At 58.2% G+C, this 12,434-nt stretch carries 12 protein-coding genes; 4 read left to right on the forward strand and 8 right to left on the reverse strand.

Translation table 11 applies throughout. The features are described from left to right. Position 1 precedes the first annotated feature (1 nt). From ACZ9XP_RS13060 to ACZ9XP_RS13070, 3 genes are read right to left on the reverse strand one after another with little or no spacing between them, the layout of a single operon-like run. Positions 2-262, reverse strand: a complete 261-nt coding sequence (locus ACZ9XP_RS13060) for a BolA family protein (RefSeq protein ID WP_147687907.1) — start codon at positions 260-262, stop codon at positions 2-4. Further along, positions 259-561 (reverse strand): YciI family protein, encoded by a 303-nt coding sequence (locus ACZ9XP_RS13065; RefSeq protein ID WP_147688004.1) that lies wholly within the window; start codon positions 559-561, stop codon positions 259-261. The genes ACZ9XP_RS13060 and ACZ9XP_RS13065 overlap by 4 nt, the downstream gene beginning before the upstream one ends. Continuing rightward, positions 561-1,094: a septation protein A gene (locus tag ACZ9XP_RS13070; RefSeq protein ID WP_147687908.1), complete on the reverse strand. Its 534-nt coding sequence runs from the start codon at positions 1,092-1,094 to the stop codon at positions 561-563. Before ACZ9XP_RS13070 ends, ACZ9XP_RS13065 begins: the two co-directional genes overlap by 1 nt. Before the next feature lie 304 nt (positions 1,095-1,398). Here ACZ9XP_RS13070 and ACZ9XP_RS13075 point away from each other — a divergent pair, with 304 nt between their 5' ends. Further along, the gene (locus ACZ9XP_RS13075; protein WP_147687909.1) at positions 1,399-2,331 is read left to right on the forward strand and encodes a DHH family phosphoesterase; all 933 of its coding nucleotides are present in this window, start codon (positions 1,399-1,401) and stop codon (positions 2,329-2,331) included. Here ACZ9XP_RS13075 and ACZ9XP_RS13080 read toward each other — a convergent pair. After that, positions 2,328-2,999, reverse strand: coding sequence for an HAD family hydrolase (locus ACZ9XP_RS13080; protein WP_147687910.1), 672 nt, complete (start codon positions 2,997-2,999; stop codon positions 2,328-2,330). The genes ACZ9XP_RS13075 and ACZ9XP_RS13080 overlap by 4 nt on opposite strands. A gap of 95 nt (positions 3,000-3,094) precedes the next feature. Between ACZ9XP_RS13080 and ACZ9XP_RS13085 the strand changes: the two genes are divergently transcribed. Then, on the forward strand, positions 3,095-3,721 hold the full coding sequence (locus tag ACZ9XP_RS13085; protein WP_147687911.1) for a ParA family protein: 627 nt from the start codon (positions 3,095-3,097) through the stop codon (positions 3,719-3,721). A gap of 212 nt (positions 3,722-3,933) precedes the next feature. After that, complete coding sequence (locus tag ACZ9XP_RS13090) at positions 3,934-4,884, forward strand: GMP reductase (protein ID WP_147687912.1); 951 nt, start codon at positions 3,934-3,936, stop codon at positions 4,882-4,884. A 39-nt stretch (positions 4,885-4,923) separates the two neighbouring features. Here the strand turns inward: ACZ9XP_RS13090 and ACZ9XP_RS13095 are convergent, their stop codons facing one another. Next, the gene (locus ACZ9XP_RS13095; protein ID WP_147687913.1) at positions 4,924-5,664 is read right to left on the reverse strand and encodes an EAL domain-containing protein; all 741 of its coding nucleotides are present in this window, start codon (positions 5,662-5,664) and stop codon (positions 4,924-4,926) included. 143 nt (positions 5,665-5,807) lie between these two features. On the opposite strand from ACZ9XP_RS13095, the gene ACZ9XP_RS13100 reads away from it, so the two are divergent. After that, the gene (locus ACZ9XP_RS13100) at positions 5,808-7,409 is read left to right on the forward strand and encodes a methyl-accepting chemotaxis protein (RefSeq protein WP_465188565.1); all 1,602 of its coding nucleotides are present in this window, start codon (positions 5,808-5,810) and stop codon (positions 7,407-7,409) included. A gap of 124 nt (positions 7,410-7,533) precedes the next feature. Here ACZ9XP_RS13100 and ACZ9XP_RS13105 read toward each other — a convergent pair whose 3' ends face one another. Genes ACZ9XP_RS13105 through lptF form a run of 3 tightly spaced genes read right to left on the reverse strand, consistent with a single transcriptional unit; the run spans position 7,534 to position 12,286 of the window. Continuing rightward, the gene (locus ACZ9XP_RS13105; protein WP_147687915.1) at positions 7,534-10,107 is read right to left on the reverse strand and encodes a [protein-PII] uridylyltransferase; all 2,574 of its coding nucleotides are present in this window, start codon (positions 10,105-10,107) and stop codon (positions 7,534-7,536) included. Then, positions 10,104-11,180, reverse strand: coding sequence for an LPS export ABC transporter permease LptG (lptG, locus tag ACZ9XP_RS13110; protein ID WP_147687916.1), 1,077 nt, complete (start codon positions 11,178-11,180; stop codon positions 10,104-10,106). The genes ACZ9XP_RS13105 and lptG overlap by 4 nt, the downstream gene beginning before the upstream one ends. Further along, positions 11,177-12,286: an LPS export ABC transporter permease LptF gene (lptF, locus tag ACZ9XP_RS13115; protein ID WP_465188566.1), complete on the reverse strand. Its 1,110-nt coding sequence runs from the start codon at positions 12,284-12,286 to the stop codon at positions 11,177-11,179. The genes lptG and lptF overlap by 4 nt, the downstream gene beginning before the upstream one ends. Positions 12,287-12,434 lie beyond the last annotated feature (148 nt).

A 12,434-nucleotide genomic window follows, 5' to 3' on the forward strand; every position in this document is an offset into this window, starting at 1 on the left:
TTCAGATTTCTTCTGGAGTAAGGGTGCGCATGGCCAAGGCGTGGATGCCGTTTTGCATCAGGTCGCCCAGTGCCTGGTAAACCAGACGTTGGCGTTGAACGCGGTTTTTCCCGCTGAAGGCTGCGGATACGATCAGCAGGTCGTAGTGCCCGCCAGCGCCAGCGCCGGCATGGCCGGCATGGGCTGCGCTATCGTCGTGTATGTCGAGGTGGCTTGGCGCGAGAACGGCCAAGCGGCTTTCCATGGCATGGATGATGCTCATGCTGGCAATACTTTGCGGAATGGCTTGACGCTGACCGACGCATACACGCCTGCTGCGACGTAGGGGTCGGCTTCGGCCCAGCTTTGCGCGGCTTGCAGGCTGCTGAATTCGGCGACGATCAGGCTGCCACTGAAACCTGCACTGCCCGGATCGTTGCTGTCGATAGCAGGAAAGGGGCCAGCCAGTATCAATCGGCCTTCTGCCTGCAGTGCTTGCAGGCGCTCCAGATGGGCGGGGCGGGCAGCCAGCCGCTGGGCTAGCGAGTCGGCTACGTCCTGGCCGGTAATGGCGTACAGCATCAAGGTGTCTCCTCAATATATTTTGACAGGTACAGGCTTTGTGCAATGACAAAGGCGATCATCAGGCCAAATCCGCCAAAAAGCTTGAAACTGACCCAGGTTTCTTCACTGAAGGTAAAGGCAACAAACAGATTGACACCGCCCAAGGTGATGAAGAATGCAGCCCAGGCCAGATTCAGCTTTTTCCATACGGCGTCGGGAAGCTGTAGTTGGCCACCCATCAGGCTTTTCATGCCAAAGCGGCCGGTAAGCTGGCCGATTAACAGGCCAACACCCATCAGCCAGTACAGCACGGTGGGTTTCCACATGATGAAATGCTTGTCGTGCAGCAAGAGTGTTGCACCGCCCATGACAACGATCAGCCCCAGGCTGATCCATTGCATGGTTTCCACTTTTTTGTGTTTGAACCAGGTCAGGGCCACCATGATGGTGGTGGCGACGATGGCAATGCCGGTGGCCAGGAACATGTCCTTGGTCAGCCAGTAGCAGCCAAAGAACAGAATGACTGGAAACAGGTCGGAGAGAAATTTCATGTGCAGGATTATGGGGGCAGGCTAAATGCAAGACAAGTGTGACAAAGGTGCAGGCTTTTTGTTCATTTGCCGCTAATCGCCGCAGTTGGGGCGGGCGGGTGGTGTCGTGTGCATCATTTAGGTCACAGCTTGTGTGTTGTCCGGGGCGTGGGTGCAGTGCTGAAGTGGATGAATGACAAGGAAATTCTGGTTTCAAGGCGTATCGGGCTGTCATTGTCAGCTGATTTCCTGCGCGCAAAAGGCAAGCAGCACGCTATCATGAGCTGTTCGCCTGATTAATACGGCATCGAGCTGGAGAACCATTATGGCCTATGAAAAGTATCGTTTGGTAACCCGCAGTGACTTTGACGGTTTGGTCTGCGCTGTCCTGCTCAATGAGCTGGATCTGATTGACGAGATCAAGTTTGTTCACCCGAAGGACATGCAAGACGGCAAGGTAGAGATCACCAACCGTGACATCACTACAAACCTGCCTTATGTCCCGGGTGCCTACCTGGCATTTGACCATCACTTTTCCGAAACTTTGCGCAATAGTGGTGAGATCACCAACCATATCATCGACCCGGATGCGCCCTCGGCGGCCCGTGTGGTGTACGACTACTATGGCGGCAAGGCGCGCTTTACCGGCATTAGCGACGACATGATGGAGGCGGTAGACAAGGCGGATGCAGCCCAGTTCAGCCGTGACGAGATTCTGGCGCCCAAAGACTGGGTATTGCTGAACTACCTGATGGATGCGCGTACCGGTCTGGGGCGTTTCCGTGAATTTCGCATCAGCAACTACGCGCTGATGATGGACCTGATCCAGTATTGCCGTAACCATACCATCGAAGAAATCCTGGCCCTGCCCGACGTAAAAGAGCGGGTGGAGCTGTATTTCGAGCATGAGCCCAAAGCGCGGGAGCAGATCGAGCGTTGCGCCACGGTGCACGGCAACCTGGTAGTGCTGGACCTGCGTGAAGAAGACCTGATCCACCCGATCAACCGCTTTGCCATCTATGCCATGTACCCGCAGTGCAATATTTCCATTCACGTGTTGTGGGGGCTGAACAAGCAAAATACGGTGTTTGCCACCGGCAAGTCCATCCTGGACCGCAGCAGCAAAACGAATGTAGGTGCGCTGATGCTGGAGTACGGCGGTGGCGGCCATGAAGCCGCCGGCACCTGCCAGGTGGAGAACGAGCAGGCTGTTGCGGTGCTGGGTGAGCTGATCGGCCGCATCAACGCCGACGGTTAAACCAGCCCTGCCAGCAAGGCCTGTGCTGCATGCAGGTCCTGGCATATCGCCAGGGCCTGTTTTGCTATGTGCGCTGGCGGTTGTGCCATATCGGGCACGATGATGACGCGCATGTTGGCCGCCAGTGCCGCCTGCGCGCCATGGGGTGAGTCCTCCAGCACAATGCAGTCTGCCGGGGAAACGTCTAGCAGCTGTGCCGCTTTCAGGTATACATCCGGTGCCGGCTTGCTGTGCGCCACTTCATCGCCGGCCACGGTGTGCGCAAAATAGCGCTGCAGGCCAGTACGGGAGAGCTTCAGGTCTGCCAGTGTGCGTTGTGTCGCCGTGCCTACGGCACGTGGCAGGTTTTCCCGCGAGCACCAGTCCAGCAGGTGAATAATGCCGGGTTTAAGCGGTATCTCTTCCTGGTGTAGCATCTGGTGATAGCGCTGCCGTGCCAGCTGGCCAAAAGCCTGTACGTCATGCCCGTCAGGCAGGGTGTCTGCTAGGTACTGCAGACAGCGCTCGGTGGATAGCCCCACCATCATCTGCAGTTGCGCATGGCTCAGCGGGATACCCTGCTCGGTGGCGGTTTGCCGCCATACGCGCTCGGACAGCGCCTCGGTATCTATCATCAGGCCGTCCATGTCAAACAGCAGGGCGGCAAAGGGGCGGGCAGGTTTTGTCATGGCAAAATCATGATCAGTTTGGATCTGGCAGCATAAACCAGCAGGCAGCTCGGTGCACGTTACACGGTGCGCAGCTTGCGTAGCAGAAAGTACTTATGGCGTATTCGATACTGGTGGCCAACCCCAAAGGGGGGAGTGGCAAATCCACGTTGTCTACCAACCTGGCCGGCTTTTATGCGGCGCAAGGCACCCGAATCATGCTGGGGGATGTTGACCGCCAGCAGTCTTCGCTGGCCTGGCTGGCCTGCCGGGACAAGGCGCTGCCCCCGATTGATGGCTGGAAAGTCGCCCCTGGAGAGCCGGCACGCCCGCCCAAGGGTACGCAGGTGATTGTGCTGGACAGCCCCGCCGGTTTGCATGGTAAAAAGCTGGCCGCCCTAGTGGCGAAAGTGGATCGTGTCATTGTGCCTATCCAGCCCTCGCCTTTCGATATGTGGGCCAGCCGGGATTTTTTTGAAGTGTTGCTGCAGGAAAAGGCAGTGCGCAAGCAGAAGGCTTTTGTCGGGGTGGTGGGGATGCGCATCGATTCGCGCACCAAGTCTGCCCGTGACTTGCAGCAGTTTCTGGATGGCTTGGGTGTGCCGGTGATCGGCTATCTTCGTAATACCCAGCTCTATGTGCAGGCGGTAGCCATGGGTTTGACGCTCTTCGATCTGCCGCCGGCCCGAGCCAGCAAAGAGCGGGAGGCATGGCAAAGCATTATCGACTGGCTGGATAATTGACATGGCGACTGGCGGCGGGGAAATGTTTTTTGTGGTTGACACTGGGGAAATTGGGCTGTAGATTTGAAATGTTTGTGCGCGCCCTCTGCGGAGGCAGGCGCAGGGATAAATGCAAGCGGAAGCCAGTGGCTTCCGCTTTTATTTTTGGGGCCCCCAGTTTTATGTCGCTATCCGGAACGGCGGCATGTCACCCCAAATAGATGGAGCGCATCATGCACAAGACCGAATTGAACTATGGCGATGTTTATCTGGTACCCCGGAAAACCATCGTGGATAGCCGTAAAGAATGCGATACCTCGGTGCAGTTTGGCCCGCGGCGTTTTGATATGCCGCTGTATGCATCGAATATGAAAAGTGTTGTCGATGCAGAAACATGTGAATACTTTGCTCGTCAGGGCTGGTTTTACACCATGCACCGCTTTAATGTGGATACGGTTGGTTTTGTGGCCGACATGCAGAAAAAGGGGCTGTTCGCCTCCATTAGTGTCGGCGTAAATGACGACACGCTGGAACAGCTGCAAGCGCTGAAAGATGCCGGCCTGACACCTGAATACATCACGCTGGATATTGCCAACGCATGGTGTGTCAAAGCGGAGCGCATGATCAAGCTGGTCAAGCAGATGTTCCCGGGTAGTTTCCTGATTGGGGGCAATATTGCCACCGCCGAGGCTGCGCGAGACTTGCAGGCATGGGGTTGCGATGCCATCAAGGCAGGGATTGCTGGCGGTCGCGTCTGCATTACCAAGAACAAGACCGGCTTTCATCGCCCGATGATTTCTACCGTGCAGGATTGCGCGGCGGCAGTGACCGTGCCAGTGATTGCGGATGGCGGTATTGTTGAGCATGGCGATGTGGCCAAGGCATTGGCATGCGGGGCTACCATGGTGATGGCTGGCTCGCTATTTGCCGGCTATGACGAATCGGCCGGTGAAATCGTGGAAATCAACGGCAAGCATTACAAAGAATACTTTGGCAGCGCGTCCCAATTCAACAAGGGTGAATACAAGAACGTTGAGGGTAAAAAGATCCTGGTTGAGTATAAGGGCCGTATGGGGCGTGTGTTGGTGGAGCTGAAAGAAGATTTGCAGTCGTCTATCAGCTACGCTGGCGGCAAGGATATTTATGCGCTGCGTCAGGTAGAAATGATTGTAGTGGCACGATAAAAAGATGCGGCCAACCTGTAAAGGTTGGCCGCAATGTGTTCAGGCCTGTTTGTTGATGAATTCGGGTCTGAATAAATATCCCTGCACATAATCAACATTCAACTCTCTGGCAATCGCCAGGTCATCTGCTGTTTCAATGCCTTCCAATACGGTTTTTTTGTTTTCTGCCTTCGCATAATCCAATAACATTTTCAGCATGCGTCGCTGTGCCGGCTGGTGTATGGCTTGCAGCCAGTGGCGGTCGAATTTGAATAGGTCCACATTGCACAGAATCGGTAGCGATAACATGGTGCCGACACCGCCTATATCGTCCAGTGCAGTCAGGATACCGCGAGCGGCCAGGCACTCCGCCAGCCACAGGCTGCGGTCCGCATCCTGGATGCTGGCATTTTCTATGATCTCGACCACGATCCTGTCCGGCTGTGCCAGTAGTTGCAGCATAGGGTGATGCTCCGGGTTGGCACCACTGATGGTGAAGGCGTCCGGATCCAGATTCAGAAACAGCAAGCCATCTTGCGGGGCGCTGTCTATCTGCCAGCGTTTGCTCATCAGCTCGGCTTGCACCAGGGTGACCGGCGAGTCGTGCAAGGTGGCAAACACGGCTTGCGGGGGGAGGGGCTGCCCATTGCGCTTGTAAAAGCGGGCCAGCGCCTCGTGTCCTATAGTGGCTAGGGTATCGGTGTGCTTGATGGGCTGGAACTCGGCACCAATGCGCTGGTGCTCGATGATGTCCAGCAGCGTGTCGGTATCGATATGGGCTTGGTTGGCGTGCTGCAGCATGTCTTTTGATATTGATTATCGTTTTGCTAATGTACTGCGTTCTGCCTGCTGTGAGAAGTGTTTTGCATTGCAATAAATGTATATTTGATTAGTATTCGCTTATAAATGATAGAATTCTGCGACCACACACAGAAGAATAAGCCATGAAGATCAATACCCCTGTAACGGCCAACGAGTTGTTCCTCGACCCGCAGCGCCCCATTGTTACCAAGACAGATCTGAAGGGCGCCATTACCTACGCCAACCGGGCCTTCATCGAGATCAGCGGCTTCGAGGAGGGTGAGCTGCTTGGCAAGAACCACAACGTGGTCCGGCATCCGGATATGCCGGCAGAGGCCTTTGCCGACCTGTGGGATACGGTGAAAGCGGGCAAGCCGTGGCGCGGCATCGTGAAAAACCGTGCCAAAAATGGGGATTTTTACTGGGTAGAGGCTTACGTGACGCCTATTACCGTACAGGGGCAGGTGCAAGGCTATGTCTCGGTGCGCAGTGCCCCCAGCCGGCAGGATGTGGCGGCGGCAGAGGCGCTGTACCAGCAGGTACGCAACAAGCAAGCGGTGTTGGCCTCTACGCTGAAAGCGTATGCTGGGCGTAAAGATAGCGGCAAGATCGGCTTTGGCTTGACGGGCTTGTTTGTGGGTATGTTGTTTGCCGGTGGTGCCATGCCGGGTTTGGGCGAGCTGGCACGGCTGGGCCTGGCGCTGGTGGGCGTGGTGGGTCTGAGTGCCACGTCGTTCTGGTGGCGCCGCAGCGAAGCCCAAGCCATGGCGGTGATTCACCGTGGCTTGCGTGCCTTGGGTGAGGGCAGGCTGGAGCAACCCCTGCACGCCAACCTGGGGGGGCAGATCGGCCGCATGACCGATAGCCTGGAAACCTTGCGGCTGAGCCTGCGCGCCATGGTGGCCGATACCCTGGCGACCAGCAGTATCACGCACAAGCAGGCGGTACAGTTGGGTAGCGAGATGTCTGCCCTGGTGGATCGTGCCCGCGAGCAGGGGGGCGGTCTGAGCCACATCAGCGATTCGATGATGGTGATCAGCCAGTCGGTAGGCCGCATAGTCACGATGACCGAAGAAAGCGTGCGCGGTGCCGAGGCCACGCGCCGTGCGGCAACCGATGGCCAGGCGGTGATGAAGCTGGCCGAGGCGGCAGCAGGGCAGGCGGTCGCGGTGGTGAGCCAGTCCAAGGCCGAGCTGGGCGAGCTGGAGTCCGCTATTGCCAAGATCAAGGGCATGACCGACCTGATTCACGAAATCGCAGACCAGACCAATTTGCTGGCACTGAATGCGGCGATCGAATCTGCCCGTGCCGGGGAGTCTGGCCGCGGTTTTGCCGTGGTGGCCGACGAGGTGCGCAAGCTGGCCGAGCGTACGGCGCAGACGACAGAAAGCATCACCCGTCTGGTGCAGCACATTGTCACCATTACGGATGGTGTTGCCGGCAAGATGGATCTGTCTGCCGCCGAAGTTGGCCGCGTGAGCGACGAAATTCGCCAGTCTGCCGGCCATTTGCAAAGCCTGTTGAAGGTGGCAGACGAAGCGCGGGATTTTTCGGTGAGCCTGTCTTCGCAAATGGCTAGCCAGTCAGAGTCTGTGCATCAGGTCGCTGCATCCGTGGAGCAGTTGGCCGCATTAAGCGAGCAAAATGTGCATACGGCCCAGGTAGTATGCGACAGCTCGCAGCGGCTGGAGCTGGCGGCCAGTGATATGGAAAAACTCACGCGGGATTTCCGCCGCGAAGCATGATGCGGCCTTGATAAGGCGGCGCCACGTGGTGCCGGATAGAAAACCCCCTGCTTGCGCGATGCTGGCAGGGGGTTTTTGCTTGTCCTCAGTACTTCGGGGTTTTAAGCCTGGCTGGGGTGGGCTATCAGACGCGCAGTGCTTCGATCAGATCAGCTTCCAGCGCCAGCAGGGCCTTGTCATCTGACAGGCGTGGTGAGGAGAGTAGGAACGAATCTTCTACCCGCCCGCCCAGCGTCATGATCTTGGCGGAATCCACGCTGACCTGATAGCCGGACAATACCTTGGCAATGCGCGCCAGCAGGCCCTGGTTGTCGCCGGCCACAATGGACAAGACAAAGTGTTTGCCCTTGTCGTCCGGGCGGATCAGCACCTGCGGCTTGACGGGGAAGTTCTTCTGGTGCCGGTTCAGCCGCCCTTTGGCCGGCAGGCTGATCGGGTCTTGCCGTAGCAAAGTGGCGGCCAGCTCGAACTCCACAAAGTTGATCAGGTCGCGGTAGTTGCCTTCGTGGTGTTCCGGCAGGAAGACATGGAAGGTATCCAGCGCATAGCCATGGCGTGTGGTGTAGATTTTGGCGTCGGCAATGCTGTAGTTGTGGCGGCCCAGAAAGGCGCACAGCCGGGCAAACAGGTCGGGCTGGTCCGGTGTGTACACCAGTAGCTGCAAGCCTTCCTTGTCTTCGGACAGCCGCGCCCGCACCACGGGTTCTTTGGTGTCAACCAGCCGGCCGAGCATGCGGGTGTGCCAAGCGATTTCCTTGGCCTCGTGCCGCAGGAAATACACGGTTTCCAGTTTTTGCCAGAAGGCGGCTTCTGCCCCTTCCGGCATGATGTTCAGGCGCATCAGGCGCAGGGCAGCCTGCTTGCGCTCTTCCAGCTCCGAGTTTACATCCACATGGCCGCCGCGCTGCAGGGCGCGCCGGGTGGCGTAGAACAGGTCTTCCAGCAATTTGGCCTTCCAGGCATTCCATACCTTCGGGCTGGTGCCACGGATATCCGCCACGGTCAGGATGTACAGTGCGGCCAACTTTCTGGGGCTGCCCACTAGCTCGGCAAAGTGCTGAATGGTATCCGGGTCGTAGATGTCCTGCTTTTGCGCCACGCTGGACATGGTGAGGTGTTGTTGCACCAGCCAGACCACCAGGTCGCAGTCTTCACCGTCAATGCCGTGGCCTTCGCAGAACTGTGCCGCATCGACCATGCCCAGCTCGGAATGATCGCCCCCGCGCCCTTTGGCGATGTCGTGCAGCAAGCCGGCCACATAGAGCAGCTCGGGGCGGTCGAATTCGTGGATCAGGCGCGACAGCAGCGGGTATTCGTGGTTGAAGGCGGGTATGGCAAAACGGCGCAGATTGCGCACCACCATCAGGATGTGCTCGTCGACGGTGTACACATGAAACAGGTCATGCTGCATCTGGCCCATGATGCGGCCAAACGCCGGCAGGTATTTGCCCAGTACGCCGTACAGGTTCATGCGGCGCAGGGTGCGGGTCAGCCCGCCGCCGGCGCGGAACAGCTGAATGAACAGGGCGCGGTTTTCCGGGTCGCGGCGGAAACGGTCGTTAATCTGGCGCCGGGCGTGCCACAGGCCGCGCAGGGTGCGTGGTGCCATGCCGCCCAGCTCATGCTGCTGCATATGCAGGAAGGCGCGCAGGATGGTGGACGGCTGGCGTTCGAAGACTTGACTGTCGTAAATGCCCAGCAGGCCATTGACGCTGTAAAAGTGTTCGTCCAGCTGCTGGGTAATGCGCGGTACATCACACAGCAGGCGGGCGCGCAGGTTGGGCAGCAGGATGCCGTTGAGCTGGCTGACGTTCTTGGCCGATTTGTAAAAGCGCTGCATCAGCTGCTCGCTGGCGCGCTTGGCCTTGTCGTCCTCCAGGCCGCTCATGCTGGCGACTTGCTGCTGCAGGTCGAAGATCAGGCGGTCTTCGCGGCGTCGTGCGGCCAGGTGCAGGTCGATGCGGATCTGTTCCAGCTGGCGCTCGCTGTAGCGAATCAGCCGCGCCTCGGAGGCGGTGAGAATCTCGTTGCGTGCCAGGCTATCCCAGTTTTGTCCCAGGCCAATGGCTTTGCTGATCCACAGAATGGTGTGCAGGTCGCGCAGGCCGCCGGGGCTTTCCTTGACGTTGGGTTCCAGGTTGCTGGTAACGCCAAAGTGCTTGTTATGGCGCTGCTGCTGTTCCAGCAGCTTGCCTTCCAGAAAGCGTACCGGGTCGCGGTGTTTTTCTACCGTCTGGTTCAGCTGGTGGTACAGCGTGATATTGCCGGCCAGCAGGCGGTTTTCCAGCAGCGTGGTTTCCACGGTGATATCCAGCCGCGATTCGCTCAGGCACTCGCTGATGGTGCGTACGCTGTGGCCTACCTCCAGCCCGATATCCCACATGGCGCTGACAAACGTCTCGACGAAGCCCGACAGGTTGTGCGAGGTGGTTTCAGGCAGTAGCAGCAGCAGGTCGATATCGGAGTGGGGGAAGAGTTGGCCGCGGCCATAGCCGCCTACCGCCAGCAGGGCGGCGCGCTGCCCCATGCCCAGTACTTCCCATGCCGAGCGGATGATGCCGTCTACCAGCAGGCCATGCTTGACCAGATACTGCCGCGCATTCCGGTTTTCGCGGTATTCGGCAGCCAGCGCCTCGCGGCCTTGCTGCAGAGCCTGGCGCCAACGGCGGTACTGTTGTGTCTGATCGGGTGTGCTCATCGTCTTTCCTGTCGAGCGAGTGCGGCCAGGCCCGCCACCAGGAAGAGCAGGGTGGGCAGGGTGGCAGAGACAATCGGGTTCCAGTTGTACAGCAGGCCCAGGTGGCCAAACAGACGGTTGCTAAAGTGGAAGGCAATGCCCAGGCAAATGCCGGAAAACAGCTTGATGCCCAGGTCGTTGTGGCGGCCGGATACCGGTGTAAAGGCTAGCGCCACCATCACCATCGAAATGCACGCCAGCGGGTAGAACAGCTTGCCCCACAGTGCAATTTCATAGCGCTGTGTTTTTTGATTGTTGGTGCGCAAGTGTTCAATATAAGTCATCAGGTCCATGGCCGACATTTGTTCCGGCACCACCAGCAACACAGACAGGATGTCCGGCTGAATCACCGAACGCCAGGTTTGCTGCGCCATGCGGCCAACCTTGATCTGGTCCGGCAAGATTTCCGACTGGCGCACCTGGCTCAGTAGCCAGGTTTTATTGGCGGGCTGGTACTGGGCACGCTCGGCATGGCGTGTCATCACCAGGCGGTAGTCCTGGTCGTAGGTGTAAATGCGTACCCCCAGCAAGGTGTTGTCCGGCAGCATTTCGCCTACGTTAATAAAGTTGTTGTCGTCCTTTACCCACAGGCCGGAGCGGAACTCCTGCGCTACCAGCGAGTGGGTGGCCTGCAGCTTGATGCGTTCTGCATTTTTTTCGGCCAGTGGCGAGGCGAACTCGCCCAGTAATAAGGCAGTAATTGCCATGGCCACGCCAAACAGCAGCTTGATGCGGGCGATTTGTCCCAGTGACACCCCGGCGGTACGGATGGCCGTGTATTCGGAGGTGCTGGAGAGCTGCGACATGGCCACCATGGCGCCGATCAGCACGGCCAGAGGCATCAGCTCATAAGCATGCCCCGGTGCTTGCAGCAGGGTGTACATCAGCAAGGTGCCAGAGTCAAAACTGCCCTTGCCCACGTTGGGTAGCTCGCGGATGGCGTCAAAGAAGCCGTACAGGCCCAGCAAACAGGCCAGGGTAAACAGGGTGGCGCTGGTAAAGCGTGTTAGCAGGTAGTTGCGCAGCATGCTCATGCGGATTTCCTCCGCAGCAGTCTTTTCATGCGGGTAAGCCAGGGCTCGGCAGGGCGGTTGTGGTAGTAGAGCAGGGCGGCGGCCAGTGCCAGCATGGCGGCGTGGGCCGGCAGGATGCCAAGGGCACTGGGCAGCTTGCCGCTGCCGATGGCGTCACGCAGCAGCCACATCAGGTTCTGGTACAGCAGGTAGGCGCCCAGCGCGAAAACCAGGTTGTAGGCGTGGCCGGAGCGGGGGTTGAAATAGCTGAGCGGAATAGCCAGCAGTGCCAGTACCAGTGCACAAATGGGTAGCGATATCCGCCATGCCAGCTCGGCGCGATCGGCCGGCTGGTCGCTTGCCAGCAGCGCCAGGGTTGGCCGCGTTTCGCTGTCCAGCTCGGGGCGCACGATGCGCTCGGTTTCGCTGATTTTCAGCGTGTAGTGTTCGAACTCGGCCACCTCGAAGGCGCCCGACCCCGGCTCACCAGTGTAGCGGCGACCATTTTCCAGTACCAGGATGCGGTTGCCGTCCTTGTCCGTGCTGAGCTGACCTGCCTTGGCAAAAATGGACGATACCTCACCCGCCTTGATGCTCTGCACAAACACATTGCGGGTGGCACCGCTGAGTACCGAATAGCTTTCGATGAAGTACACGCGGTCGCTACTGCGGGACTCCTTGAACACGCCGGGCGACAGTGCAGTCATTTCCTCACGTTGCTTGAGGGTTTCGGCGTATTCCTTGCTGCGTTGTACGGCCCAGGGCTCGACCACCATGGTGCCTGCGGCAATCAGCAGTGACAGTGGCAGTGCAAAACGCAAAACGGGCCATACCCAATCGGTGAGTGACTTGCCACTGGCCATCCAGACAGCCATTTCGTGCTCGCGCCACATGCGGGTAAGCGTGACAATGACGCTGACGAAGATGGTGAGGATCATCAGTACCGGGAAAAAACCGATCGACCAGAAGCCGATCAGCGCAAAAATGGCATCGCTGGCAATGCGGCCCTGGGCAGCGCGGCCCAGCATATTGATGGTTTGGGTGCTCAGCAGAATAGCGAGCAAAATGGAAAATACGCCGATACTGGTATAAGTCAGCTCTCGGGTAAGGCTTTTCTGAAAAAGCATAAAACAGGCCCGTTTTTGACAATTCGTCAAAAGGATAGTGATAATTGGAAAGGTTAACCTGAATGGTTGTCGGCCAGAAAATCAAGGCTTGTCGGCCGGTTCCGGCCAGGCCAAAAGCCTGCTGGAACGTATGTCTTGATGAACCAAA

It is taken from the genome of Vogesella perlucida (assembly GCF_979366545.1).